Source organism: Paracoccus sp. SSJ (assembly GCF_030234105.1).
Classification (GTDB): domain Bacteria; phylum Pseudomonadota; class Alphaproteobacteria; order Rhodobacterales; family Rhodobacteraceae; genus Paracoccus; species Paracoccus denitrificans.
Genome location: NZ_JASSPE010000001.1, coordinates 135124 through 161549, shown reverse-complemented (window position 1 = coordinate 161549; position 26426 = coordinate 135124). Strand labels below are relative to the sequence as shown.

General features: G+C 68.7%; 16 protein-coding genes. 14 read left to right on the top strand and 2 right to left on the bottom strand.

The genetic code is table 11. The features are described from left to right. Positions 1-29: 29 nt before the first annotated feature. The gene (locus QPR87_RS00760; RefSeq protein ID WP_285047693.1) at positions 30-8369 is read right to left on the bottom strand and encodes a GH36-type glycosyl hydrolase domain-containing protein; all 8340 of its coding nucleotides are present in this window, start codon (positions 8367-8369) and stop codon (positions 30-32) included. Between the two features lie 182 nt (positions 8370-8551). Between QPR87_RS00760 and QPR87_RS00755 the strand changes: the two genes are divergently transcribed. The 11 genes from QPR87_RS00755 to QPR87_RS00705 all read left to right on the top strand — a co-directional run bounded on the left by QPR87_RS00755 (position 8552) and on the right by QPR87_RS00705 (position 21682). Then, a complete protein-coding gene (locus QPR87_RS00755) occupies positions 8552-9907 on the top strand; it encodes an esterase-like activity of phytase family protein (protein ID WP_285047691.1) in 1356 nt (451 codons plus the stop codon). Positions 9908-10037: 130 nt separating this feature from the next. Further along, positions 10038-10955 (top strand): dihydrodipicolinate synthase family protein, encoded by a 918-nt coding sequence (locus QPR87_RS00750; RefSeq protein ID WP_502921588.1) that lies wholly within the window; start codon positions 10038-10040, stop codon positions 10953-10955. Position 10956: 1 nt separating this feature from the next. Next, positions 10957-12462 carry an aldehyde dehydrogenase gene (locus QPR87_RS00745; RefSeq protein WP_285047689.1) on the top strand — a complete coding sequence of 502 codons (1506 nt, stop codon included), beginning with the start codon at positions 10957-10959 and terminating at the stop codon, positions 12460-12462. Position 12463: 1 nt separating this feature from the next. Then, entirely contained in the window at positions 12464-13807 is a 1344-nt protein-coding gene (locus QPR87_RS00740; protein ID WP_285047687.1) for an NAD(P)/FAD-dependent oxidoreductase, read from the top strand. After that, the gene (locus QPR87_RS00735; RefSeq protein ID WP_285047685.1) at positions 13804-14784 is read left to right on the top strand and encodes a LysR substrate-binding domain-containing protein; all 981 of its coding nucleotides are present in this window, start codon (positions 13804-13806) and stop codon (positions 14782-14784) included. Before QPR87_RS00740 ends, QPR87_RS00735 begins: the two co-directional genes overlap by 4 nt. Positions 14785-15065: 281 nt before the next feature. After that, a complete protein-coding gene (locus tag QPR87_RS00730; protein ID WP_285047684.1) occupies positions 15066-15917 on the top strand; it encodes a glycine betaine ABC transporter substrate-binding protein in 852 nt (283 codons plus the stop codon). 71 nt (positions 15918-15988) lie between these two features. Next, positions 15989-17053: a quaternary amine ABC transporter ATP-binding protein gene (locus tag QPR87_RS00725; RefSeq protein ID WP_285047683.1), complete on the top strand. Its 1065-nt coding sequence runs from the start codon at positions 15989-15991 to the stop codon at positions 17051-17053. A 9-nt stretch (positions 17054-17062) separates the two neighbouring features. After that, positions 17063-17890 carry an ABC transporter permease gene (locus tag QPR87_RS00720; protein ID WP_285047682.1) on the top strand — a complete coding sequence of 276 codons (828 nt, stop codon included), beginning with the start codon at positions 17063-17065 and terminating at the stop codon, positions 17888-17890. Then, positions 17887-18726 carry an ABC transporter permease gene (locus tag QPR87_RS00715; protein ID WP_011750966.1) on the top strand — a complete coding sequence of 280 codons (840 nt, stop codon included), beginning with the start codon at positions 17887-17889 and terminating at the stop codon, positions 18724-18726. Before QPR87_RS00720 ends, QPR87_RS00715 begins: the two co-directional genes overlap by 4 nt. A gap of 158 nt (positions 18727-18884) precedes the next feature. Continuing rightward, a complete protein-coding gene (locus tag QPR87_RS00710; protein ID WP_285047679.1) occupies positions 18885-20444 on the top strand; it encodes a hypothetical protein in 1560 nt (519 codons plus the stop codon). After that, positions 20441-21682: a hypothetical protein gene (locus tag QPR87_RS00705; RefSeq protein WP_285047678.1), complete on the top strand. Its 1242-nt coding sequence runs from the start codon at positions 20441-20443 to the stop codon at positions 21680-21682. The genes QPR87_RS00710 and QPR87_RS00705 overlap by 4 nt, the downstream gene beginning before the upstream one ends. A 3-nt stretch (positions 21683-21685) precedes the next feature. On the opposite strand, the gene QPR87_RS00700 is transcribed toward QPR87_RS00705, so the two are convergent. Further along, positions 21686-23299: a peptidoglycan-binding protein gene (locus QPR87_RS00700; RefSeq protein ID WP_285047677.1), complete on the bottom strand. Its 1614-nt coding sequence runs from the start codon at positions 23297-23299 to the stop codon at positions 21686-21688. Between the two features lie 523 nt (positions 23300-23822). Here QPR87_RS00700 and QPR87_RS00695 point away from each other — a divergent pair. Genes QPR87_RS00695 through QPR87_RS00685 form a run of 3 tightly spaced genes read left to right on the top strand, consistent with a single transcriptional unit; the run spans position 23823 to position 26360 of the window. After that, the gene (locus QPR87_RS00695) at positions 23823-24338 is read left to right on the top strand and encodes a putative pterin-binding protein (protein WP_285047676.1); all 516 of its coding nucleotides are present in this window, start codon (positions 23823-23825) and stop codon (positions 24336-24338) included. Beyond that, entirely contained in the window at positions 24338-25762 is a 1425-nt protein-coding gene (locus tag QPR87_RS00690; RefSeq protein WP_285047673.1) for a sensor histidine kinase, read from the top strand. The genes QPR87_RS00695 and QPR87_RS00690 overlap by 1 nt, the downstream gene beginning before the upstream one ends. Next, the gene (locus QPR87_RS00685) at positions 25716-26360 is read left to right on the top strand and encodes a response regulator transcription factor (protein ID WP_285047672.1); all 645 of its coding nucleotides are present in this window, start codon (positions 25716-25718) and stop codon (positions 26358-26360) included. Before QPR87_RS00690 ends, QPR87_RS00685 begins: the two co-directional genes overlap by 47 nt. The last annotated feature ends 66 nt before the right edge of the window (positions 26361-26426 follow it).

Genomic DNA, 26426 nt, shown 5'->3' with positions numbered 1-26426 from the left:
TATCGCCGCATTACCGCCATGCCGCCCCCTCAGCCGATGCGGATCTGCGGCGTGCCGGTCTGGTCGCGCGTGACCTCGACCTCGTGCCGGTGCGTGCCGATCATCACGCTGGCGCGGAAGCCCGGCCAATGCGAGGGCAGGGCGGGCGCGACCTCCAGCCTTTCGCCGTCCCTGATGCGCAGGCCCAGGATATGCTCGACCGCCACGCGGTGCAGCCAGCCGGCCGAACCGGTATACCAGGTCCAGCCGGCGCGGCCGGTCTTTTCCTCGGCGCCATAGACGTCGGCGGCGACGACATAGGGTTCGCCGCGATAGACCTGCAAGGTGGCGGCGTCGCTGGCGTGGGTGATCGGATTGAGCAGCCGGAACACCCGCCAGGCGTCGTCGGCGCGGCCCGCCATGCACAGCGCCTGCACCATCCAGATCGCGGCATGGGTATATTGCCCGCCGTTCTCGCGCACGCCGGGCGGATAGCCCTTGATATAGCCGGGATCCTGCGGCGCATCGGCAAAGGGCGGGGTGAACAGGCGCAGAAGCATGCCGTCTTTGTCCAGCAGATGCTCCAGCGCCGCGTCCAGCGCCGGGTTGCGGCGATCCTTGCGGCCGGCGCCCGAGATGACCGACCAGCTTTGCGCGATGGAGTCGATGCGGCATTCCTCGGACTGGGCCGAGCCCAGCGGCGTGCCGTCGTCATAGATCCCGCGCAGATACCAGCCGCCGTCCCAGCCGTGCCGGTCCAGCGCGCGCGACAGCTTGGCGGCATGGGCGCGCCAGCGCTTCGCGCGCTCCTCCTCGCCGCGCGCCTCGGCCAGCGGCGCCATCATGGCGATGGTCTGGGCCAGGAACCAGCCCATCCAGATGGACTGGCCGCGCCCGGCCGCGCCCACGCGGTTCATGCCGTCGTTCCAGTCGCCGCCCAGAAACAGCGGCAGGCCCCGTTCGCCGGTGCGCGTGATGGCCAGCTCCAGCGCCAGCGCGGCGTGTTCGTAAAGCGTCGCGTCGCGGTCGCTGGTCTCGGGCGTGAAGAAGGCGTCATGCTCGCCCGGCTCCAGCGCGCGGCCCAGGATGAAGGGCAGGGGCTCGTCCAGGACGCTGCGGTCGCCGGTCACTTCGACATAGCGCGCCAGGGCATGGCCCAGCCAGACCACGTCGTCGGCGATCATCGTGCGCACGCCGGCGCCGGTGCCGGGCAGCCACCAATGCTGCACGTCGCCTTCGGGGAACTGGCGCGAGCCGGCCTCGAGCAACTGCGCACGGGCCAGCGCCGGGTCATAGACCAGCATGGCCGAAGTATCCTGCAACTGGTCGCGGAACCCATAGGCGCCAGACGCCTGGTAAAAGGCCGAGCGCGCCCGGATCCGGCAGGCGATGGCCTGATAGGGCAGCCAGCGATTCACCATCAGGTCGAAGGCGGGATCGGGGGTCTGGACCTGCAAGCGGCCGAAGATGTGCTGCCAATGGTCGGTCTGGGCGGTGGCGGCCTGCCAGGCGGTCTCGGTGCGGGCCAGCAGCGGGGCTGCGGCGTCGCCGGGTGCGGCGGCCAGCCGGAAGGTGACGCCCTGGCTTTCGCCCGGCTCGATCTCGATGCGGGTTTCCAGCATCATCACCGGATCGCCGTCGTGGCGATGCACGAAGCGGCGGCTGAGCGTGGCGTCGAACCATGCCGGCAGGCAGGCGTCGCGGTTGCGGCCCTGCCAGATCAGCCGCGACAGGCAAAGCCCCGTCACCTCGCGATCCACCGACAGGATCATGCGCTGGCCGGCATAGTCGATGGAATAGGGGTTCTCGCATTCCACCGCGCGGGCCTCGGGCAGATAGCGCAGTTGCAGATAGGGCGCGGTCTTGGCGCGGGCGCCGCCCATCACCGGCTCCAGGAACTGCGCCACGTCCAGCGTCAGCCGCCGCGTGCCGTGGTTGGTCAGCCGCAGCCCGATCACCCGCAGGGGCGCGTCGGGCGTCAGGCTGTGCAGCGCGGCGATCTCCAGTTCGCCCGACCAGGCGGCGAACTCGGAGAAGCCGGCGCCGTGGCGGCATTGGTAAAGCGCCTCGCGCTGGCTCGACAGCGCCGCATAGGGCGTATGGATCGCGCCCGTGCCCAGGTCGCGGATCAGGATGCCCTCGCCCGGCGGGTTGCCGACCGCATCGTTCGACCAGGGCGTCAGCTGGTGGTCGCGCGAATTGGCCGACCAGGTAAAGCCCGCGCCCTCGGCCGAGATGTGAAAGCCGAAATCGCTGCGCGCCACCACGTTGATCCAGGGGTTCGGCGTGGTCTGGCCGTGGCGCAGGCGGACGAGGTAGTTCCCCTGCGCGTCGAAGCCGCCGGTGCCGTTCCAGAAATGCAGCTCCTCGGCGGGGAAGTCGCTGCGCAGGGCGGGGCGCTGCAAGGGCCGCGCCGGCGGACGGGCGATGCCGCGCCGCAGCTCGGCCGCCTCCAGCCGCTGGATCTGCCCGGCAAGGCTGCCGTTCTGGGCATGGATCACCACGCGCGCCACGGCCAGCAGCGTGTCGCGCGTCTCGGCCGAAAGCCCGTTCGCATCGACCGCAAAGACCGAGGGACGCGAATGCAGCAGCTGCATGCTGTGGCACAGGTTGTTCAGCGCCTCGTGCAGATGGGCGGCATAGCTGACGCGCTGTTCGTTCAGGATCACCAGGTCGCATTCCAGGCCGCGCATGCGCAGGTATTCCTGCATGCGGATCGCCTGGCGGGCCACCGGCATCAGGTCGGGATCGTTGATGCGCAGCACCATGATCGGATTGTCGCCCGAGACCGACATCGGCCACAGCGCCGATTGCGGCCCCATGACATGGCGCACCTGCGAGGCCAGCATCTGGTTCGGATAGACCAGCAGCGCGGCATAGCGCCGGAACAGCGCCGCCTCGTCGGGGGTGATGCTGGCATGGTGCAACTGCACCTGGCTGCGGGTCCAGGCCATCTGGTGTTCGTTGTCATAGGCGCCTTCGTCGGTCAGGTGCAGATGCGCCTCTTCCAGCGCCTCGCGGCTGGCGGCGGCGACGGTCCAGAAGGTCACCACCGCCTCTTTCCCCGGATCGACGGTCAGCCGCCGCGTCAGCGAAAAGATCGGGTCCAGCGTATAGCTTTCGCCCGCCGCGACCTCGGCCGGCGGGCCGGGATCGTCCAGCGCCTGCGGCGCGCGGATGCTGCGGCCGCGGCCGACGAACGACCGCCGGTCGGTGGCCGCGGCGTCGGGAACGCCGGCACCGGCGCTCAGGTGCATCAGGTGGCGGTCGGGGTCGTGCGGGTTGCGCTTGTTGCGCCGCGCGAAGATGCGGCCGCGCTCCGGCTGCGCCTCGGTCGCGACGAACATGCGCGAGAATGCGGTATGGGCGCGGTCGGCATCGTTCTGGTCCAGCACGATCTCGCCATAGCTGGTCAGGGCAAGCTGGCGCGGCCGTTCCGACAGGTTGCGCAGCTTGACCCGCGCGCCGCGCGCGTCCAGGTCGTCGGACAGGATCACCTCGGTCTCGCAATGGATGCCGTCGCCCAGGGCGACGAAGTTCGCCTTGTAGTCGAACAGCCGGGCGGCATAGCCGATCTCGGGGTCGAAGCCCGGCGCCGCCGTCGCCGACCACCAGCGCCCCGAGGCAAGGTCGCGGATGAACAGGAACTCGCCCCAGGCATCCGCCGCCGGGTCGGGCCGCCAGCGGGTGATGGCGGTGCCGTCCATGCGCAGCCGTCCGGCGCCGCTGGCATCCAGCAGCATCGACAGCCGCCCATTCGACATGACCGCGACGGTATGGGGCGCAGAGGCAGCATCCGCCACCTCGACGATTTCGGTCTGGCCCAGTTCCGACGGGAGGGGCAGGCGCCGCCGCAGCGTCTCGCGCAGCAGCGGCGAAACTTCGCGCGGTGTCTTTTGCTGCAAAAGCGTCGAGACGCTTTCGATCACCGGATCGGCGTTGAAGCGGATGCGATGCAGCCCGTCCATCAGGCAATTGGCGATCGCGATCAGGCTCATGCCCTGATGATGCGCCATGATGCTGCGCACCACGGCGCATTTGCGGCCCTGCGGCAGGCGCGAAGGGGTAAAGTCCACCGCATCGAAAAAGCCGTATTCGCCGCGCGCGCCAAGGCCCGCCAGCCGGCGCAGGTTCCTGAGCGCGCTGCGCGGGCGGAAGGCGGCGGCGATGAAGCTGGCATAGGGCGCGACCACCTGGTCGTCGCGCAGCCAGCGCCGCAGCGCCAGTTCCGGCACGCCGAAGGCGTAATACTGATAGTTCATCTGCGCGTCGCGGGCGTTGTAGGCGCTTTCCGACACGCCCCAGGGCCGGCCCGCGCGCCAGCCGTCGCGGATCTGCGCCTCGACCGCGACATCGCAGGAACTGTAGAGGATCGAGCCAGGCGGCTCGTCCATCACCAGCGGCGCCATCAGGTATTCGAACATCGAGCCCGACCAGCTGACCAGCGTCGAGCCATAGGGCATCACCGTCATCGGCCGGCCGAGGCGGTTCCAGTGCTCGGTCGGCAGGTCGCCCTTGGCGATGGCGAAAAGCGAGGCGAGCCGCGCCTCGGACGCCAGCAGGTCGTAGAAGGACAGGTCCGGCGTGCCCTCGTTGCAGTTGTAGCCGATGGCGAGCAGCTGGCGCTCGGGGTCGTAGAGGAAACCGAAATCCATCTGGAAGGCGAAGGCGCGGGCACGCTCGGCCAGGGCCGCCATGCGCCGGGCCGAGACGGCGACCTCTTCGGGGTCGATGCGGCCCAGGCTTTCCATCCTGTCGCAGGTGGCGACCAGCCGGCTTGCCCACCAGTCCAGCTCGCGCGCGGCGTCGGTGGGGATCTCGGCGAAAAGGCCCTGGATCAGAACCTGCAGGTTGGCGGCGGCGCGGGCATGGCCTTGCACGTGCAGGGATGCCAGATGCGGCGCCTCGGTCCGGGCCATGCCCAGCCACAGCCCGGCGATGCGTTCCTCGATGCGGTCGCGCAGCGGGTTCAGGCTGCGGCGTTCGCGCGGGATCGCCGCATGCAGCCGGCGCATCAGCGACAGGATGTCGACGGCGCCCGACAGGTCCGGCAACAGGTAAAGCGCCGGGTTGCGCGCCCATTCCTTGAGCGTCGAGGACAGCGTGATCAGATGCCCGGCCAGATTGCCGCTGTCCACCGCCGAGACATAGCGCGTGCCCAGCGGCTGCAAACTGTCGGTCGCATACCAGTTGTAGAGATGGCCGTAATGCCGCTCCAGCCCCTCGATGGTGGAAAGCGTGGCCTCGATCCGGTCCAGCGCCTCGCCCAGCGTAATCCAGCGGAATTCGTGCGCGGTCGCGGTCGAAAGCAGGTAAAGCCCGATATTGGTGGGCGAGGTGCGCTCGGCCAGCTTGGGCTGCGGATCGTCCTGATAGTTGTCGGGCGGCAGGTGATGGGTGCGCTCGTCCACGAAGGTTTCGAAAAAGCGCCAGATCAGCCGCGCCTCGGCCCGCCATTCCAGCCGCTCCTCGGCGGTCAGGGGACGGGCGCCCTCATGCTCGATCGGGCGGGCGCTGATCCAGGCGATCAGCGGCGCGCCCAGCCAGAGCACGCCCAGCACCAGCGCCGGCGCCAGGTTCTCGGGGCGCAGCATCGCCACCAGCGCGACGAAGCCCACCGCCAGCGCCAGCCCGCCGCGCATCAGCCCCAGATAGGCCGGCAGCGTCTCGTGCGCGCGGCTGGCGACGGCCTCGGTGGTGGTCCATTCCAGCAGCCGGCGGCGCGAGACATAGACGCGGCACAGGCTGCGCACCGTGGCGTCGACCATGCTCCAGGCCATTTGCGGCAAAAGCGTCAGCCGCATCATGAAGGCGGTGATCTGGTCGACCAGCTCGTTGCCGATGACCAGCATGTGACGCAGCCGCGCCACGCCCGACTGGCGCGGCATCAGCCCCATCAGCCAGCCCAGAAGTTGCGACAGCCCGACCGAGACGCCCAGCAATCCCAGCCAGAACAGCGCATCGGCATGGGGCAGGCCGATCAGCGCCACGAGGCCGGCCAGCATCAACAGCACCGGCAGCAGGCTGCGGCGCAGGTTGTCGACGATGCGGAACCGCGCCAGCGCGTCCAGCCCGTTGCGCGGGTCCAGCAGATAGGGCAGCAACTGCCAGTCGCCGCGCGCCCAGCGATGCTGGCGCGATAGGTCCACGTCGAAGCGCTTGGGATATTCCTCGATGAAGTTCACGTCGGTCGCCAGCGCCGCGTGCAGCCAGGCGCCCTCGATCAAGTCATGGCTGAGGACCGAGTTCTCGCGGATGCCTTCCTGCGCGGCGGCGGCGAAGGCATCGACGTCGTAGATGCCCTTGCCGGTATAGGTGCCCTGGCCGAACAGGTCCTGGTAAAGATCCGAGACGGTGAAGACATAGGGATCGAGCCCCTTGTCCTGCGACAGGATGCGCTGGAAGGGCGAGGTCTGGCGGCCGTGCTTCAAGAGCGAGGTGACGCGCGGCTGGATCAGCCCGTGGCCGCGGGTGATGCGCCGCAGCGCCGGGTCATGGACGGGGCGGTTGACCGGATGCGCCATCATGCCGACCAGCATGCGCACGGTGTCGCGCGGCATGCGGGTATCGGCGTCCAGCGTCACGACATAGCGGATGCCCTCGGGCGGGCGCGGCCCGGTGTCGACGAAGCTGGTGTCCGCGCTGCCGCGCAGCAGCGCGTTCAGCTCGACCAGCTTGCCGCGCTTGCGCTCCCACCCCATCCAGACGCCTTCGGCCTCGTTCCACTGCCGCCGGCGGTGCAGCAGGTAGAAGCGCCGGCCGGTATGGGCATATTTCGCGGCCAGCGCGGCGATGCCCTGCCGGGCATAGGCCAGCAGTTCCGCGTCGCGCGGCGTCGTCTCCTCGGCCGCGTCGGTGAAATCGGTGAGCAGCGCGAAACTCAGCGCGGGGTCGGGATTGGCGAGGTAATGCACCTCGAGATTGCTCAGCAGGTCGTCGATGGTGTCGAGGCCGGTCAGCAGGCAGGGAATGGCGACCAGCGTGGCATGGTCCGGCGGGATGCCGTCCTTGAACCCATAGGCCGGCAGTTGCGCCGGCGCGATCAGCCGGCTGGCGACGAAACGCAAGAGCGCCAGCCCGGCATCCAGGAATGCGGCCAGCGACAGCACGATCAGCGTGGCGGCCAGGAAGCCGCCGGTCTGCGCCGGCACATAGGCCAGGCACAGGGCGACGGTCAGCACCATCAGCGCGGCCAGAGGCACGACCAGGCACAGGATGCCGCGGCGGCGCGTCAGTCGCGCCAGACGCTCGCGCCAGACCGGGCGATAGCCGCAATCGGCCTCGAACCGCGCCGCGTCCTCGCCCAGCAGCACGACCGAGACCGGGATGCCGCGCCGCCCGGCCGCGGCCAGCGCCCGCTCGGCCACCTCGGGCTCGGTCAGGGCGGAATGGCGCGCGATCATCTCGATGCGGTTGCGGATCTCGTTTCGGGTCTGGGGGGCCAGGCGCTGGTGGTCGGGGTCTTCGCGCAGGATGGCCTCGGTGCGGCTGGTGGCCTCGAACCATTCGCGCCAGTTGATGTCGTCCAGCCGCTTCAGGGCGCGGATGATATGGGCGGCGGTGACGTTGTTCGCGGTCTGGCGCGTCTGTTCGCCGGCCAGCACCTGCTCGGCGGTCCGGCCCTGCGCGGCAAGCCGGCGGGCAAGCTGCTCGGTTATGGCATGGGCGCGGTCCAGCCCCGCATGCACGCGATAGATCACCTGCGCGACAAAGGCCGGGTTCTGCAGGGCCGGGCCGGGCACCGCCTGGTCGAAATCCGCGGGCCCCGGCTCGTCCCGGGCCATCAGCCGGTCCATGGCGGCGTTCGCCTCGCGCCGGCCGCGGCGGGCATGCTCGGTCTCTTCGCTCAGCCGCAGCATGCGCAGCAGCAACGCATAGCGCAGCATCGAGGGCAGCGACCACAGCTCGCCGATGGTCAGCCAGTCGACCTGCTGCGCCCCGGCGATGAAATCGGCAAAGCTGCGCTCGCGCAGGTCGCCGTCGGTCATCGCGGCATAGTCCCAGGCCAGCGCCAGTACCCGCGGGATCGGCTCGGCGACCGGCTGGAAACGGCCGCGCGGCAACGACCGCAGGAAGGCCGGGCTGAGGTCGCGGGTCAGGTGGCGATAGGTCTCGGCGATGGTGTGGTAGTTGTCCAGCAGCCAGCGGGTGGCGGTGGTGATATGCTCGCTCTCGGCATCGGCCCTGAGCGCGGCCTGATAAAGTGCGCGCTGGTCCCGTGCCGCCTGCGCCAGATCGAAGCGGGCGGCGCGGGGATCGAAGCCCGGGGCCTGAAGCCGCTCTAGCCGAAGGACCGCGCGCCCGGCCGCCTCGAAGACCGAGGCCGCGGTCGCCCCCGTTCCTGTCCCGCCGCCGTCCCGGGCTGCGTCCAGGGCCCCATCTGGCTGCATGGCTCGGCCTCCGTCCGGTCCTCCCGGGGTAGAAAGGGCCGGGGCGGCGGCACGGTTCCCAAAAACCTGAACGGCCGGACCATCGGGCGGGGCGCCATCACGGATCTGACACCGTCCCGCCGCATCGCTGTCATCTGCCCGGCCTAAAGCGGCGGCATCGCGACGACAAAGGATTTCGAACCATGCGCCTTGGCCTTGCCCTGCTTGCCTGCACCATCGCCGCCCCCGTTGCCCCTGCCGCCCTTGCCGAAGAGGTCTTTCCGTCCCGGCTTGCGGGTCATGCGGTCCTGCCCGCCTTTACCATGATCCCGCCGCCGGCGGATGCGCCGCGCGACCTGTGGCTTTCGGGCCGTTTTACCGGCGCGGCGCGCAACGACGCGCCGATGTCGGTCGAGGGCGACACCGGCCCGACCTATGGCAGCCACAAGACCGGCATCGCGCTGCCTTTCCTTGGCCAGCCGGTGCAGGGCATGTCGGGATTTGCGATGAACCGCGCCGAGGACGGCAGCTGGTTCACCCTGACCGACAACGGCTTCGGCACCAAGGCGAACAGCCCCGACGCCATGCTGTTCCTGCACCGCATGCAGCCGGATTTCGCCGCCGGCACGGTCGAGCGGCTGGAGACCGTGTTCCTGCGCGACCCCGACCGCAAGGTGCCCTTCCGCATCGCCAACGAGACGACCGGGAGCCGCTATCTGACCGGCGCCGATTTCGATCCCGAAAGCATCCAGTATCTGAATGGCGAGATCTGGATCGGCGACGAGTTCGGCCCCTATATCCTGCGCGTGGCGATGGACGGGCGGGTGCTGTCGGTGCATCCGACCATGCTGGAGGGCAGGGCGCTGGCCGGCCCCGACACGCCCGGCGTCTCGGTGCCCGCGCAGCCCGGCCGCGATTTCCGCGTCCAGCGCTCGGGCGGCTACGAGGGAATGGCGCTGCAACCTGCCACCGGCCTGCTGTGGGCGATGCTGGAAAAGCCATTGCTGGGCGATGACGGCCAGCCCGAGGGCGATTTCCTGCGGGTGATGACCTTCGACACCGGCAAGGCCGACTGGACCGGCGACAGCTATCGCTTCAAGCTGTCCGAGGGCGCCACCGCCATCGGCGATTTCAATTTCATCGACGAGACCCGCGCCCTGGTGATCGAGCGCGACAACGGCGAGGGCGACGCCGCCCGCGCCTGCCCCGAGGGCGAGGCGGACCTGTCGGCCTGCTACCCGCTGCCCGCACGGGTAAAGCGGGTGGTGCTGGTCGATACCGCCAGCCCGGATGCCGAGGGCTATCTGCGCCGCATCGGCCATGTCGACCTGCTGGACATCGCCGACCCGGACGGCAAGGCGCTGCCGGACCTTTCGCCCGAGGAAGGGAGTTTCACCTTCCCCTTCTTCACCATCGAGGACGTGGCGCGGGTCGACGACAGCCACATCATGCTGGCCAATGACAACAACCTGCCCTTTTCGGGCGGGCGGCGCATCGGTGCGCCGGCGGATAACGAATTCATCCTGCTTTCGGTGCCGGAACTGCTGGCGGCGCAATAAGCCGGTCGGGGTGGGGCGGCGGATGACGTAGTTTTTCTAATGCCTCACGCCTGAACATTCTCCTTTGCGGCGGGGCGGCCGGCTGCCCTACCACTGGGTGGACAAACGCCCGCGCAGAGGAGGCCGCGACATGACACCCCGCATGGTTCTTGAAGGCATCTACACCCCGGTGATCACGCCGTTCGGGGCCGATGGCTCGATCGATTTCGACGCCTTGGCCGATCTGGTCGAGCGGCTGGTGGCGGCGGGCGTCCATGGCCTGATCTCGGGCGGCTCGACCGGCGAGAACTATGCCGAGACCGTCGAGGAGCGGCTGGAGCTGGCCCGCTTCATCACCGAGCGCGCCGATGGCAGGCTGCCGGTCATCGTCGGCACCGGCGCCATGCGCACCCCCGATAGCGTCGCGCTGGCCCAGGGCGCGCGCGAGATGGGCGCCGATGCGATCCTGCTGGGCACGCCGCCCTATTCGGTGCCGACCGAGGCCGAGAATGCCGCCAATGCACTGGAGATCGACCGCGCCGCCGACCTGCCGGTGATCCTTTACAACTACCCCGGCCGCATGGGCGTCAGCATGGGGCGCGAGTTCCTGGACATCGTCGGCCAGTCCCCGAACGTCATCGGCATCAAGGAAAGCTCGGGCGACGTGAACCGCATCCACACGCTGGCCTGCGACTATCCGCAGATCCAGATGAGCTGCGGCATGGACGACCAGGCACTGGAGTTCTTTGCCTGGGGCGCGCGCAGCTGGATCTGCGCCGGCTCGAACTTCCTGCCCGAGGAGCATGTGGCGCTGTATGAAGCCTGCGCCGTGCGCGGCGATTTCGCCAAGGGCCGCAAGATCATGTCGGCGATGATGCCGCTGATGGCGGTGCTGGAGCAGGGCGGCAAGTTCATCCAATGCGTCAAGCACGGGGTCGAGACCACCGGGCTGCGCGCCGGCCCGATGCGCCCGCCGCTGCAAGGGCTGAACGACGGCGAAAAGGCCGAGCTGGAAGCCGTCATCGCAACGCTGAAAACCGCCGTCCAGGCCATTGTCGAGGGGAAGTGAGATGAGCGATCTGCTGACCACCGAAGAATACAAGTCCATCGCCGCCGGTCTGGCTTTCCCGAAGCTGGCCTTCATCGACGGCGCCTTCCGCCCCGCGGCCTCGGGCAAGACCTTCACCACGACCAACCCGGCGACGGGCGAAGCGCTGGCCGAGATCGCCGCCTGCGGGCCCGAGGACGTGGATGTGGCCGTTGCCGCCGCTCGCGCCGCTTTCGAGGACGGGCGCTGGTCCAAGCTGCATCCCGGCGAGCGCAAGGAAACGCTCCTGCGCCTCGCCGCGCTGATGGAGGAGCATGCCCGCGAACTGGCGGTGCTGGAAAGCCTCGACGCCGGCAAGACCATCTTCGACTGCGAAACCGTGGACGTGCCCGAGACGATCCATGTCATCAAGTGGCATGCCGAACTGATCGACAAGATCTACGACCAGGTCTCGCCCGCATCCGACAACCATATCGCCATGGTGGTGCGCGAGCCGGTGGGCGTCGTCGGGCTGGTGCTGCCCTGGAACTTTCCGCTGCTGATGCTGGCCTGGAAGATCGGCCCGGCGCTGGCTGCCGGCTGTTCGGTGGTGATGAAGCCCGCGGGCGAGACGACGCTGACCGCGCTGCGCGTGGCGGAACTGGCCGCCGAGGCCGGGCTGCCGGCGGGGGTGCTGAACATCGTCACCGGCTCGGGCCGCGAGGTGGGCGAGCCGCTGGGCCGGCACCCCGATGTCGACATGGTCAGCTTCACCGGCTCGACCGTGACGGGCCGGCGCTTCCTGAACTATTCCGCCGACAGCAACCTCAAGGAGGTGGTGCTGGAACTGGGCGGCAAGAACCCCTGCATCGTGCTGGACGATGCCGAGGACCTGGACGCGGTGGCGGCCCATGTCGTCAACGGCGCGTTCTGGAACATGGGGCAGAACTGCTCGGCCGGCTCGCGGCTGATCGTGCAGCGCGGCATCAAGGACCGGCTGCTGGAGAAGGTGCGCGAAGAGGCCGCCGGCTGGCTGGTCGGCGATCCGCTGGATCCGGCGAACCGCGTCGGCCCGCTTGTCTCGAAGGCGCATTTCGACAAGGTCAGCAGCTATCTGGATGCGGCGAAATCGGAAAACGTGCTGGTCGGCGGCAATGTCGTCAGCCCCGGCTTCATCGAGCCGACCATTGTCGAGACCGCGCGCGATTCCAAACTGGCGGTCGAGGAGATCTTCGGCCCGATCCTGACGGTGGTGGTCGTGGACAGTTTCGAAGAGGCGATCGCGGTGGCCAACGACACCGAATACGGGCTGGCGGCCTCGATCTTCTCGGCCAACGGCAAGCGGGCGCTGCGCGGCGCGCGGGCCCTGCGCGCCGGCACGGTGACGGTGAACAGCTTCGGCGAGGGCGACGTGACCACCCCCTTCGGTGGCTACAAGCAATCGGGCTTCGGCGGCCGCGACAACAGCGTCCACGCCCATGACCAGTATACCCAGCTGAAAACCATCTGGATCGACCTGACCGACAACGCTGATACGGCGCTCGACTGACATGGCCCGGCATCAGGCCGTCCGCACCCCGGTCTTCAACGGCCCGGCCGGGTGGAGCGTCATCCTGCCTCCCGTCGCGCCCCGTGCGCGGCTGGAGGGGGCCACGGGCTGCGACATTGCCATCGTCGGCGGCGGCTTTGCCGGGCTCTCGGCCGCCCGCCGCCTGCACCAGATCGACCCCGGGCTGGACGTGGTGATCCTGGACGCCGCGCGCATCGCCGAGGGCGGCACGGGGCGCAATTCCGGCTTCATGATCGACCTGCCGCATGAGCTGACCTCCAGCGATTACGCGGGGGGCGACAGCCACGACCGGCAACTGACCGCGCTGAACCGCCATGCCATCGACTTCGCGGCGCAGGCGGTCGCGGAATACGGTATCCCCGACGGCTGGTTCCAGCGCAGCGGCAAGATCAACGCCGCCGCCTCGGCCGCCGGGATGGCCGCGAATGAAAGCTATGCCAAGCACCTGCACGACCTGGGCGAGGCGCATGAGATGCTGGACGCGCAGGCCATGCGCCAGATCACCGGCACCGACTATTATCGCGGCGGGCTCTACACGCCCGGCACGGCGATGATCCAGCCGGCGGGCTATGTTCAGGGCTTCGTCGCCGGGCTGGAGCGCGGGGGCGTGCGCATCTACGAGAACTCGCCGGTCCTGACCATCGAGACCGCGGCGCAGGGCTGGCGGCTGGCGACCGCGCAGGGCGAGGTCCGGGCGCAGCGGGTCATCATGGCCAATAACGGCCATCTGGAAAGCTTCGGCTTCAAGCGCGGCCGGCTGATGCATATCATGCTGAACGCCTGCATGACCGAGGAGCTGTCGCCCGAGGCGCTGCGCGCGCTTGGCGGGCAGGAATGCTGGGGCGCCACGCCCTCGGACCCGATGGGCACGACGGTGCGCCGGATCGGCCCGGCGCAGGGTGGCAATCGCATCGTGATCCGTCAGGGCGGCTATTACCGGCCCGGGATGCAGACCAGCGCAGGGGATCTGTCCCGGCTGGTCGGCCATATGCGGCAGAAATTCGACGCGCGCTTCCCGATGCTCAGGGGGCTGCGCTTCGAATATTGCTGGTCGGGGCATCTGTGCCTGTCGAAGAACGGCGTCTCGGTCATGCGCGAGCTGGAGCCGGGCCTGTTCGCCGCCTGCGTGGACAATGGGCTGGGCACCACCCGCAGCACGCTGACCGGGATCGGCGCGGCCGAGATGCTGTGCGGGCAGTCGAGCACCATCACCGGGTTCTTTACCGCCGAGGCCGAGCCTTCGCGGCTGCCGCCCCATCCCTTCGACACCATCGGCGCCAATGCCTATCTGCGCTGGAAAGAATGGCAATCGCGGCTAGAATGACCCCCTGTCCAGGGGAAAGCGTCACCGCCATGCCGCCGATCAAGCGCCGTTACCTGCCGTCACTGGGGGCGTTCGCGACCTTCGAGGTCGCGGCCAAGCACCTGAGCTTTACCCTGGCCGCGAAAGAGCTGAACGTGACGCAGGGCGCGGTCAGCCAGCAGATCCGCCTGCTGGAGCGCGCGCTGGAGGTGCCGCTGTTCGTGCGCAAGCACAACGCGCTGGAACTGACGCCCGAGGGCGCGGGCCTGTTCCACGCGGTGACGGCGGGGCTGGACACGATCAGCGCGGCGGTCTCGGTCCTGGCGGGGGACGAGGGGCCGCAGACCGTGACCATCTCGGCCACCGATGCGATGGCAAGCTATTGGCTGAAGCCGCTGATCGACAGCTTTCGCCTGGACCACCCCGGGATCGGCTTTGTGGTGTTGGCCTCGGATGCCGACGACACGCTGCGCAACTATTCCGAGGTGGACATCGCCATCCTGTGCGGCAACGAGCGCTGCGAGGTGGGCGAGGAGTTGCATTTCCTGTTCCAGGAGATCGCTCAGCCGGTCTGTTCGCCCGGTTTCCTGGCCGAGCACGGCCCCTTCGACGCGGCCGACGATCTCAACCAGGTGAACCTCTTGCACCTGCACGACCGGCATTGGAGCGCGGATGCCATCGGCTGGCAGCCGCTGGGCTGGGCGGAATGGTTCCGCGCCCAGGGCGCCGAATGGGCCAAGGCGTCGTCGAGCCTTTCGACGAACAAGGTCAGCCTGCTGATGAACGCCACGCTGAAGGGCGAGGGGGTGATGCTGGGCTGGCACCATATGGTGCGCCCCGCCATCGCCGACGGCCAACTGGTCTTCGCCCATCCTGCACCCATCACCGCGGGGCGCGGCAACTTCTTGAATTGCAGGAAGAAATCGCTCAAGCGGGCCGGAGTCGGGGCCTTTGTCGAACATGTGCTCGCGGCGCTGCGGGCGCAGGGGCAGGGCTGACGGCCGCCCCGCAGCCGGGCTGATGCGGCCGGCCCGCTGCCGCAGATTTACTAATGCCCCGCCACAGGAAAATCTCGTTTGCCCGCAGCCCGGCTCTCGGGGATAAATTTATCCATTCCGAGTGTGAGGACGCTCAGGAGGAGACGGCCGACGATCCCCGGCAAAACCAGCCCGGCCCTGAAAAGGAGTGATCCGGGCAAAACCCGCCGCGACAGGCTCGCGCGGCGAATGACGGCCCTTGCCCGACGGCAGGGCGACCAACCCGATCAGTGGAGGAACGAATGCGCAGATTTTTCAAAGCCATCCTTGCCGGCGCCGTGGCGCTGGGGCTTGCCTCGCCGGTGATGGCGCAGGACAAGGTGATCAAGATGGGCACCATGGCCTGGGAAGACCTGACCCCGATCTCGGGCATCACCAAGAAGGTGCTGGAGGACAAGGGCTTCACCGTCGAGCTGACCGAGTTCTCGGAATGGGGCATCGCTTATGCGGCGCTGGCCAAGGGCGACGTGCAGATCCTGACCTCGCAGGTCGATTACGTCGCCCATGACTACTGGAAGCGCAACATGAACCGGCTCGAAAAGATCTCGCCGGTCTCGCACGGGCTTTACCAGGGCCTCGCGGTGCCGAAATATGTCACCATCGACTCGGTCGAGGAGTTGAACGACAATGCCGACAAGTTCGGCGGCAGGATCATCGGCATCGAGCCGGGCGCCGGCCTGATGCGCGAGACGGCCGATGCGGTTTCGGCCTATGACCTGAAGCTGCAACTGGTCGAGGGCTCGACCGCCGGCATGACCGCGGCGCTGAAATCCGCCGTGGACCGGCAGGAATGGATCGCCGTCACCCTGTGGGAACCGACCTGGATGGCGCTGAAATTCGACACCAAGTTCCTGGCCGATCCCAAGGGCATCTTCGCGCCGCCGCAGACTTATTACTGGATCGCGCAGAAGGGCTTCGCCGAAGCCAATCCCGAGGCGCGCGAGATCCTCGCCAGCGTCTATGTGCCGATCGAGGAAGTCGCCCAGATCAACGCCGCCGTGAACGACGGGCAGAGCATGAACGAGGCGATCGGCGGCTGGATCAGCGAGCACGGGAACCGGCTGGAGCGCTGGGAAACCATCAAGTCCTACTGACCGCCGCAGCGGACGGCCCGGCGCGGGCCGTCCGCCATGGCATGGAAAAAAAGCGCGACAGGGAAATGGAAATGACGCAAACAGACACCAGCGATGTTCTGATCGACTGCCAGTCGGTCTGGAAGGTCTTCGGGGACCGCTCGCGCGAGGCGATCGGGGCGATCACCCAGCGGGGCCTGGGCAAGCAGGAGGTGCTGCGGGAGTTCGGCTGCGTGGTGGGCGTCTCGGATGCCAGCATCCAGGTGAGGCGCGGCGAGATCTTCTGCATCATGGGCCTGTCGGGCTCGGGCAAGTCGACGCTGATCCGGCTGCTCAATCGGTTGATCGAGCCGAGCCTGGGCCAGGTCAAGGTCAAGGGCCGCGACGTCGCTGCCATGGACGCCGCCACCCTGCGCGAGACCCGCGCCCGCCATATCGGCATGGTGTTCCAGTCCGTCGCCCTGCTGCCGCAGCGCACCGTGCTGGAGAACGCCGGTTTCGGGCTGGAGGTGCAGGGCGTGTCGCGCGACGAACGCAACCGCGCCGCCTCGGCCGCGCTGGACAAGGTGGGCCTGTCGGACTGGAAGGCGCGCTACCCGTCGGAGCTGTCGGGCGGCATGCAGCAACGCGTCGGTCTGGCGCGCGCGCTGACCTCGGACCCCGAGATCATCCTAATGGACGAACCCTTCAGCGCGCTGGACCCGCTGATCCGGCGGCAGTTGCAGGACGAGTTCCGCCAGCTCACCAAGGATCTGGGCAAGTCGGCGGTCTTCATCACCCACGACCTCGACGAGGCGATCCGCATCGGCGACCGCATCGCCATCATGAAGGACGGCGTCATCATCCAGACCGGCACCGCCGAAGAGATCGTGATGAACCCGGCCGACCAGTATGTCGCGGATTTCGTCGCCGGCATCTCGCGGCTGCACCTGGTCAAGGCGCATTCGGTGATGATCCCGGCTGGGCAATGGCAGGGTGCGGTGGACAGCTTGCCGTGCTGCTCGCCCGAGGCTGATATCGACGCGCTGATCGGCCAGATCACCGAGACCGGCAGCGACGCCATCGCCGTCGAGGAGGATGGCAAGCTGGTCGGCATCGTCACCATCCGCAACCTGCTGCTGGGCGTGCGCGGCGATGCCGACGCCGCCGCGCATTGAGGGGGCGTCATGGAGAATTTCGTCACCGCTTTCGACACCACCGTCGACAACGCGCTGTTCTGGCTGACCGACCATGCCGCCTTCATCTTCGATGGCGCCCGCGCGGTGCTGGAGGGGCTTTATGACGGCGTGCTCTGGCTTTTGATGCTGCCGCCGTTCTACCTTGCGGCCGTGCTTGTCGGGCTGCTGGCCTGGCGGGTGCTGAACCTTTGGGCGGGCATCGCCACCGCTGTCGCGCTGATCGCCTGCGCCGCCATGGGGCTGTGGCCCGAGACCATGGAGACGCTGGCGCTGGTCATCGCCGCCAGCATCATCGCCCTGGCGATCAGCCTGCCGTTAGGTGTTCTGGCCGGGCTGATGCCGCGGCTCGACCGGGCGCTGGTGCCGGTGCTGGACCTGATCCAGACCATGCCGCCCTATATCTACCTGCTGCCGGCCATCGCGCTTCTGGGCTTCGGTCCCGCGACGGCGCTGGTCGCCACGGTGATCGTGGCGATGCCGCCGGCGATCCGGCTGACCTCTCTGGGCATCCGCCAGACGCCTAACGAGTTCATCGAGCTGGGCCATGCCAGCGGGGTCACGCCGGCGCAGATGTTCTGGAAGATCCGGCTGCCCTTCGCCATGCCCTCGATCATGGCGGGCGTGAACCAGAGTCTGATGATGGCCTTCGGCATGGTGGTGATCGCCGGCATCGTCGGCTCGGGCGGGCTTGGCGAGACGATCTACGGCGCCATCCGCACGCTGGACATCGCCACCTCGATCAACGCCTCGATCGCCATCGTCGTGCTGACCATGGTGCTGGACCGCGTCACCCAAAGCCTTGCGAGGACGAAATGACCTTCAACCCCGGAGCTTTCCTCGCCCCCGTCGTGGACTGGCTGAACGCGAATTTCCACGGCTTCTTCGCCCTGATCACCAAGGCGATCGAGGCGGTGCTGGGCACCATCGAGGGCGCGCTGCTGGTGCTGCCGCCCTATGGGCTGATCGCGCTGGTCGCGGTGGCGGCCTTCTTTGCCGCCGGCCTGCGGGTCGCGATCCTGTCGGCCTGCTGCCTGGGGTTCTGCTGGCTGATGGGCCTGTGGACCGGCTCGATGCAGACCATTGCGCTGGTGGTGGTCGCCGTGGCCATCGCGGTCGCCATCGCCTTTCCGCTGGGCATCCTGGCCGCGCGGCGCCCCCGGGTCGAGGCGGCGCTGCGCCCGATCCTGGACGTGATGCAGACGGTGCCGCCATGGGTCTACCTGATCCCGGCGGTGATGATCTTCAGCCTGGGCAAGGTGCCGGCGATCATCGCGACCATCGTCTATGGTGTGCCGCCGATGCTGCGGCTGACGACGCTGGCCTTTCGCGGGGTGCCCAAGGACCTCAAGGAACTGGGCGAGGCCATCGGCGCCAAGCCCGGCACCATCCTGTGGAAGATCGAGTTCCCCGCCGCCACGCCCACCCTGCTGGTCGGGCTGAACCAGTGCATCCTTCTGTCGCTGGCCATGGTGGTGCTGGCGGGCCTGGTCGGCGCCGGCGGCCTGGGCGCCGAGGTGACGCGCGGCCTGACCCGCATGGAGATGGGCCTCGGCCTGCGCGCAGGACTTGCAATCGTCGCTGTCGCGCTGCTCATGGATCGGCTGTCGAGAGGGGCGCTGGAGCGGGGCAGTCGCAGAAAGCAGGCGGGCTGAGCCGACGACCGCGCCGAAAATGCATGCAGCCGGGCGGGCCATAGCGTCCCCGCCCGGCGGTCGCTTTTCGCACGGAAGCAGGAGATACGGGCGGCAGGGGCTTGCAACTTCCGCCACGATGCTTTCCCTTCTTGCCGAAGCCGCAGAGGAGAAGCACCATGAGCCCGCTTGCCCGACGCCTTGGCGCCGGCACCGCCCTTTTTCTGGCCCTGGCCAGCGCCCCGCATGCCCAGTCCGCGCCGCCGACGAATAGCATCTTCTCCCCCGCCAATATCGCGGCGGGGCTGGTGCGCGGTGCGGTCTCATACGCGCGGATGGTGGCCGATATCCGCTATGGCGGGCTGGACATCGACGGACCGCGCGGCGGGCTGATCCTGCGCGACCTGGAAATCGCCGGGCTCGGCAAGCACGAGAACTGCCGCGTTTCCCTGGGCCGGTTGCAGATCTCGGGCTTCAGCTTCTGGGGCGACGAGGAATCGCAGATGCGCTTCGACGCCTCGGACCTGTCGATCGCGAACAACTGCTTCGGTGCCAATGCGGCGATGATCGGCGTGGTGACGGGCGGCGCCCATATCCCGCTGGCCACGCTGTCGGTCGACCTGCGCCAATCCTCGGGCAGCGGTGCGCTGAATGCCGATATCGAGGCGATCAGCCCGGGTATCGCCCGCATCGAGGGCAGCGCGAATTTCGATTATGTATCATTGTTCTCACCAGATTTCTTCGAAAAAATCTCGGCAGCAGGCCAGCCCGAGGCCGAGGAGGACGAGTTTGCCGATCCCGGCGCCAGCGAAACCCCGCAGATCGGCCTGCGCGGCACCTTGCGGGCCGGGCACCTGTCGGTCGAGAACCTGGGCGTCTGGGAACGGCTGAAGCCGCTCCTGCCGCCCGAGGCGAGCAGTCCCGAGGCCACGCAGGCGCTGCTGACCGCCGAGCCGGGCAGCGCCCTGCACGAAACGCAGCAGGGGCTGGTCCGCGCGCTGCGGGCCTTCATGGCCGAACCGGGGCGCATCACCGCCGAAATCCGCCCGGCCGAGCCCATCACCTTCGACACGACGCTGTGGTTCGGCCCCGAGGATGCGGCGGCGCTGTTCCGGCCGCGCTTTTCCAACGCGCTGCCGACGCCGCCCGTGGCGCTGATCGCCGATCCCCGGGACCATGCCGATGCCCGGGTGGTGGGCCTGGCCCTGGCCGAGGGGCAGGGCGTGCCGCAGAACAGCCGCCGCGCCATCGAATTGCTGATGCCGTTGCAAGAGGATGCCGAGGTGGCGCTGGCCCTTGCCCGGCTGAAGGCCGGCACCGATCCGGCCACCGCCTATCGCCATGCCCTGCGCGCGGCGTCGCAGGGTGCAGCGGGGGCGGCGGCGATGCTCGACCGGATCGAGACGCGGCTGGCCACTGCCGACCTGCTGGCGGCCCAGGCTCCGGCCGGCACCGATCTGCCCGAGGACAGCTTTGCCTCGCCCGTGGCGTTGCGCGATGCGGCGCTGGCGCATGAGCAGGGCGATGGCGTGCCGCGCAGCTATGCCCTGGCCTGGCGGCTGGCCGCATCGGCCGCGGCGGCGGGCGACGGCCCGGCCCGGGCGCTGATGGCGCGGTTGGAGGCGCGCTTTGCCGTCGATCCGGCCTGGATCGAGGCACGCAACAAGGCAGCGGATCTGGCGCTGGACGACTGGACGCGGCGCGATCTCGCACGCCGCCTGGCCGGAGATCGGCCGTGAGGCGGCTGGGCGTTCCGCTGGCCCTGGCCCTGGCCCTGACCGCCTTGCCGGCACAGGCGCAATCCGAGGCGCAGCCCGTCGAGCCCTCGGCCTTGTCGCGCGAGATCGCGCAAAAGGGCATCGCTCCGGTGCTGGAGCGGCTGCACGCGCTGCCCTCGCCGGCGCCCGAAGAGCATTTCGCCATCGCAGGACTGGAGTTCCTGGGCGCGGTCGAGGGCGCCTGGCGCTGGCGCATGGAATACGGCCTCACGACTTTCGGCGCCCCCCTTTTCGGCTTTTCCACCGAACTGCCGCAGGCCGTCGCGCCGAAGCCGATGCCGCCCGAGGCGTTGGCCCAGCAGACCGAGGCGACGCTGGCCGCGATGGCGCGCAGCCGCGCCGCGCTGGACGGGTTGGCTGGAAACGAGGATTTCGGGCTGGCGATCTCGCTGGGCGATCTGTGGTTCGACATCGACGGCGACGGCAAGCGCACGCCGGGTGAGGGTGCGGCCGAGTTGCTGGACGGCATCGTCTGGTCCGGCATCCCGGCCCTCGATCCCGAAACGGGCGAGCCCGTGCCGCCCGTGCTGCCGGTGATCCGCTTCGACAACGCCGATGCCGCCTGGCTTGCGGCCTATACGCATCTGGTTTCGGGCGGGGCCGAACTGCTGCTGGCCTTCGACCCGACGCCAAGCCTGGAAAAGGTCTTTGCGACACGGGCCCGGATCGACGAAAGCCGCCGGGCCGGGAACGAGGGCGCGCTGCCGCGGATGATGGACGATGTCATCGACCCGCTGGCCATCGCCATCGACATGCTGCGCAACCAGCCCGATGCCGGGCGCACCCGCGCCGCCCGCGCGCATTGGCAGCAGACCATCGCCGAGAACCGGCAATTCTGGACGCTGGTCGGGCAGGAAACCGACAATGCCGGCGAATGGATACCGAACGACCGGCAGGTCTCGGCCACCGGCATCGCCTTTCCGCCCGGCACCGGCGCCGCCTGGCAGGGGGTGCTGGCGGATGGAGAGGCGCTGCTGGCGGGCGACAGGACCATCCCGTTCTGGCGCGCACCGCTGGGGATCGACCTGGGGGCATGGCTGGAAAACCCCGCGCCGCTGCCGGTCGACGGGGTGTTCCAGGGCTGGGCGCTGGCGGATCACTTCTCGGACGCGCCGCCGGTCAGCCCGGAAAACTTCCAGCGCTTCTCGGACATGCTGCTGGAGACCGGGCCGTTCCTGGCCATGGTCATGCTGAACTGACGGTCATTTCACCAGTTCGCGGATGATCGTGTCCAGCCCGATGACGCCATTGCCCAGCTGGCCCTGGTTGATCAGCCGGTTGAGGCGCTGGCGGGCCTGTTCGGCATGTTCGCCGCGCGGCCAGTTCTGAAGGTATTGCGTATAGGCCTGCACGGTATCGGCCTGCCGCGCCCGTGCCCAGGCCCGGTCCTCGCGGTCGCCGCGCGGTGCGTCCCCGTTCAGCGCAGCCAGCCTCTGCCGTGCGGTCTGGGCATGGATGCCGTCGGGATAGCGGTCCAGATAGGCGCGCAGGTTGCGCGCGCCGCCCTTTGCCCCGGTCTGCTGCCAATAGGCGCGGTCCTGCTGGTCGCGACTGGGCGCCACCGCCTCGGCCTGCGTCCGCAGCGCGCCCACTTGCGCCGAGGTCAGATAGCCCGTCACCGCATAGCCGTTGCGCTGCTGCCAGCCGCGGATGGCCGAGCGGGTCCGCGAGCCGAAGATCCCGTCCGCGCCGCCGGTCGAATAGCCAAGCGCGTTCAGCCGGCGCTGCACCGCCACCCGGTTGGCCCGCGACAGGTTCAGCCGGTTCTCGGTCAGCTCGGCCTGCGAGACCTGCCGGGGCGGCACGATCTCGCGCGGCTGCTGGATCTCGGGCTGGCGCGGCTGCACGGGCGCGGGTTCGGCGGCAGGGGGCGCGGGGCGCAACTCGGCCAGCCGCCTTTCGGCGGCCTCGGCGAACTCGCCGCGGGGATAGCGGGCCAGATAATCCTCATAGGCCGCGACGGTGTTGGCCGCCGCCGCCTCGGCCCAGAGATCGCGGTCGGCCTGCGCCGCCCCCAGCGCATCCAGCCGCGCCTTGGCGGCGGCCGAGTAGATCCCGCTGGGATAACGGTCCAGATAGCCGCGATAGGCATCGGCCGTGTCCTTGGCCGCAGCCTCGGCCCAAAGGTCGCGATCCGCGTCCAGCGAACCGGCCGGGGCATCCGCCCGGGCCTCGGCCGCGACCAGCACCAGTTGCGCATTGCCGCCCTCGGCCATGACCAGCCGGTCGTCGGCGCCGACCACCTCGCCGACCGATGCGCCGGGCCTGAGCAGCGCCGCCGCCGCGGCGCTGGTCGCCGCCGGCGGACCCGAGATCACCGTCACCCCCTCGGGCGGGGTCAGCGGGCCGATGCCGTTCTCCAGCCCCGCCGCGTGCTCCATCCCGGCCTCGTCCGAGCCGAGCAGCAGCACCGCGCCCGGCTGCGCCTGCTTCATCAGGTCCAGCACCATGCTGAGCGGCACGCCCTGCGAACCGGCCCCGACCAGGTCGGGCTTGTCGGCATCCGTGCCCATATACCAGCTGTCGCTGCCGCCATGCAGGAAGCGGCCGTTCAGCAGCACCACCCGCGCGCCGGGCGAATCGTCGGGCCGCAGCAGGTCGGCCAGCGCCTGCCGCACGTCCTTGACCGCCAGATCGGCGCCGGCCACGGTGCGGAACCCGGCCGCCTTCATCGCCTCGGAGGCGGCGCTGGCATCGGCATCGGCCAGCTCCGGCGCGTTCTGATAGCGTGCGTTGCCGACCACCACGCCGCGGTTCTCGGCCAGGGCCGGCCCCGCCGCAACCAGAGCGGCCAGAAGCAGGGACAGGTGACGCATGGCTTTCTCCTTCATCGGCGATGCTTCCTGCCCATAATCGCCGGGCAGCGGAATCGTTCCCCCGGTTATCGGCGCGACACGCACCTGCCAAGCCGCGGCAGGACACATGGGCGCGAGGAGCGCGTGTCTTGGGCGAGGCTTTGCCGAAGGGCGGCCGGGGCCGACGGATCGGCCGGGCCAAGGCCGCGCCACGACGCGGGCGGATGGGCTGGCGGATGGGGCGCGGTGCGGCTTGCGATGCGGTCGCCCGGCCGGCGGGCTGCGGCCGAAGCGATGCGAACGTGGGCCATTCCCCTGTTTTGGGGAATGGCGCGAGCCGGCCGGAACCGCCAAAGATGCCGGTATCCACTCGGGTCCGTGTCATTGTCGCGGAAAGCCCCGGGGACAACAATTTTATACAATTCATTATCATAACGAGTGCGCCGGCCTGCGGGCCGGTGGTGACGAAATGGCATGCGCGGGCTATACCCGGGTTCGCGCATGCCATACTTCGTTGCTATGTTCTGGCCCTGGAGACAGCCACATGAATCGCGCGACCACGACCCTTGGCAGAAGAGCCTTTGTCCTGTCCGGTTCCGTCGCGGCCCTTGCGCCGGCCTCGCCGCTTTTGGCACATGCGGACAGGGCCATGCTGACGATCACCGAGCCGTCCGGCCGCGTCAGGGAGTTGCGGGACGAGGATATCGCGGCGCTGCCCTGGCAGGAGCTTACCACGCAAACCCGCTGGACCGAGGGCGTGCAGACATTTCGCGGCCCCTTCCTGAAGGACGTGCTGACCAGTGGCGGCCTGTCCCGCCCGGACTTGGCGGGACGCAATCTTCTGATGCGGGCGCTGAACGATTTCGGGATCGTCGTTCCCGCCGACGATGCCTGGAACTACGATCCCCTCCTGGCGCGCGAGATGAACGGCAAGCCCATGCGGGTGCGCGACAAGGGGCCGCTCTGGCTGGTCTATCCGCGAGACCAGCGGGCGGAGTTGCAGAACGCCGTCATGGACGAGCGCTGGATCTGGCAATTGTTCGAGATCACCGTTCTCTGATGCGCCTGCGCGGTTCTCATTTCGCGCTGCTGACGATCGCAAGCTTCGTCTTGCTGTTCGTCTACTCGCTCGTCCAGCTCATCAATATCGACCAGGGTTTCCGCAAGGAGATCGTCGAGGGCAACCTGTGGGCCGCGACCCAGGCGGATCGCGAGGCGCAGAACCTGATGCTGACCCTTTATCGCGTCAGCCTGGACCGGGACATCGATGATGTCCTGCTGCGCTTCGACATCCTCTACAGCCGCATCGCGCTGCTGACGGACCGGCCGCAGATGGATTATTTCCGCTCGATCGGCACCGGCGAGCAGGTCGTTCATGCCAAGGCGCTGCTGGACGAACTCGACCCGGCCTTTTCCACCGAGGATTTCGATGCCGCGGATGCCGATGCGCTGATGCCGCGCGTCGCCGAACTGTCATCGGTCTTGCGCGAGATCACCAACGCCTCCGCGCTGAAAGAGAGGATCGACCGGCATGCGCGCAGGCAGACCCTGCTTCGGGTCATGCAGCTGCTGCTGTTCGCGGTCGGCGGCACGTTCGTGACGGGTGTCATCATGGCCGGCCTGCTTTGGCGGAACATGCGCCGGGCCATGCGCGCGCAAGCCGAGTTGCAAAGACACCGCGGGGAGCTGGAAAGGACGGTGGTCGCCCGAACGAGGGAGCTGCGGGAGGCGCTCGAGGTCGAGCGCCGGGCCAAGGAGGTCTATCGCAGCTTCATCGTGACCGTTTCGCACCAGTTCCGCACGCCCGTCTCGATCATCCACATGATCGCCCAAAGGCAGCTGCGCGGCGACGAGGCGCCGCTTTCCGAAACGCTCCGCCGCAAGTTCAGCCGTATCCTGGACGCGGCCGAGCGGCTTGAACGGCTGCTGAGCAGCTTTCTTGCCTCGGCCAGCGTCGAGGGCAAGGACATCACGCTCTCGCGCCGGATCGTGGATTTCAACGAGATCGTCCGCATCGCTGCGGACCAGACCCGGCAGGCCAATCCGGGCCGGCTCCTTGAACTCGGCCTCGCTACCCAGCGGCTGGAAACGGACGGCGATCCCGTGCTGCTGGAACAGGTGGTGCTGAACCTGCTGTCCAATGCGATGAAATATTCCGATGCGCCGTCGCCGGTGCGGTTGGATACGTGGCGGGACGGCGGCCGGATCTTCTGCCGGGTCACGGATAGCGGCGCGGGCATCCCCCATGCCGCGCAGGGCGCGGTCTTCGACAGGTTCTATCGTGCGCCGAATGTCCACAGATTGCCGGGGGTCGGGGTTGGCCTTAGCCTTGTTCGTGATATTGTCTCGCTGCATGGCGGCGAGGTCACGTTCACTTCGCACATGGGTAAGGGGTCCGAGTTCATTGTCGCCGTGCCTGCTACGGGGGAACACGCCAATGAGTCGGGAGCATGCGCCGGCGACCATTCTCTGCGTCGAGGATGAGGAATACATCCTCGAGGAACTGGGGGAGGAACTCTCATCCCGCGGCTATGCGGTCCTGACCGCATCGAACAGCGACGAGGCCGAGGCCATCCTGTCCCGGAACCGCCCGGACATCGTGCTTTGCGATGTCATGCTGCCGGGGCGCAGCGGCTTCGAACTGCTGGGCGATCTGCGTGCCTCGGGCAAGCTGGCGGAAACGACCGCCTTCATCTTTCTTACCGCGCTGTCGGATCGCGAGCCGCATCTGACGGGGCTGCGCGCCGGCGCGCATGACTACCTCACCAAGCCGGTCGATCTCGATCTTCTGCATCTCAAGATCGAAAATACCCTGGCCTTCGCGCATCGCCTTCGCGACGGCATGGTCCCGGCGGGCGAGCCGCTGGACATCCACCTGTCCCGCCGCGAAGAGCAGGTCCTGTCCCTGCTGGGGCAGGGCGAGCGGACCGGCGCCATCGCATCCCGGCTGGAGATTTCAGAGCATACCGTTAGCCATTACATCAAGGAGCTTTACCGCAAGCTCGGCATCAACAATCGCGCCGATGCCGCCCGCATGGCCATCTCGCTGGGTCTTGCGGGGCGCCCGGGGCTGAGATCCTGAGCCGGCAGCCGCTTTCCCGGCGACCTGGCAGCGAAATGGGCCACAAAACCGAAGCTTGCGATGGTC

What these genes read in the sequence shown, in the direction of transcription:
- QPR87_RS00745 (WP_285047689.1), top strand. Translation starts at nt 10,957, where the DNA reads ATGAGCGATCTGCTGACCACCGAAGAATACAAGTCCATCGCCGCCGGT.
- QPR87_RS00710 (WP_285047679.1), top strand. Translation starts at nt 18,885, where the DNA reads ATGAGCCCGCTTGCCCGACGCCTTGGCGCCGGCACCGCCCTTTTTCTG.
- QPR87_RS00685 (WP_285047672.1), top strand. Translation starts at nt 25,716, where the DNA reads ATGAGTCGGGAGCATGCGCCGGCGACCATTCTCTGCGTCGAGGATGAG.
- QPR87_RS00725 (WP_285047683.1), top strand. Translation starts at nt 15,989, where the DNA reads ATGACGCAAACAGACACCAGCGATGTTCTGATCGACTGCCAGTCGGTC.
- QPR87_RS00695 (WP_285047676.1), top strand. Translation starts at nt 23,823, where the DNA reads ATGAATCGCGCGACCACGACCCTTGGCAGAAGAGCCTTTGTCCTGTCC.
- QPR87_RS00760 (WP_285047693.1), bottom strand. Translation starts at nt 8,369, where the DNA reads ATGCAGCCAGATGGGGCCCTGGACGCAGCCCGGGACGGCGGCGGGACA.
- QPR87_RS00715 (WP_011750966.1), top strand. Translation starts at nt 17,887, where the DNA reads ATGACCTTCAACCCCGGAGCTTTCCTCGCCCCCGTCGTGGACTGGCTG.
- QPR87_RS00720 (WP_285047682.1), top strand. Translation starts at nt 17,063, where the DNA reads ATGGAGAATTTCGTCACCGCTTTCGACACCACCGTCGACAACGCGCTG.
- QPR87_RS00740 (WP_285047687.1), top strand. Translation starts at nt 12,464, where the DNA reads ATGGCCCGGCATCAGGCCGTCCGCACCCCGGTCTTCAACGGCCCGGCC.
- QPR87_RS00735 (WP_285047685.1), top strand. Translation starts at nt 13,804, where the DNA reads ATGACCCCCTGTCCAGGGGAAAGCGTCACCGCCATGCCGCCGATCAAG.
- QPR87_RS00690 (WP_285047673.1), top strand. Translation starts at nt 24,338, where the DNA reads ATGCGCCTGCGCGGTTCTCATTTCGCGCTGCTGACGATCGCAAGCTTC.
- QPR87_RS00700 (WP_285047677.1), bottom strand. Translation starts at nt 23,299, where the DNA reads ATGCGTCACCTGTCCCTGCTTCTGGCCGCTCTGGTTGCGGCGGGGCCG.
- QPR87_RS00730 (WP_285047684.1), top strand. Translation starts at nt 15,066, where the DNA reads ATGCGCAGATTTTTCAAAGCCATCCTTGCCGGCGCCGTGGCGCTGGGG.
- QPR87_RS00750 (WP_502921588.1), top strand. Translation starts at nt 10,038, where the DNA reads ATGACACCCCGCATGGTTCTTGAAGGCATCTACACCCCGGTGATCACG.
- QPR87_RS00755 (WP_285047691.1), top strand. Translation starts at nt 8,552, where the DNA reads ATGCGCCTTGGCCTTGCCCTGCTTGCCTGCACCATCGCCGCCCCCGTT.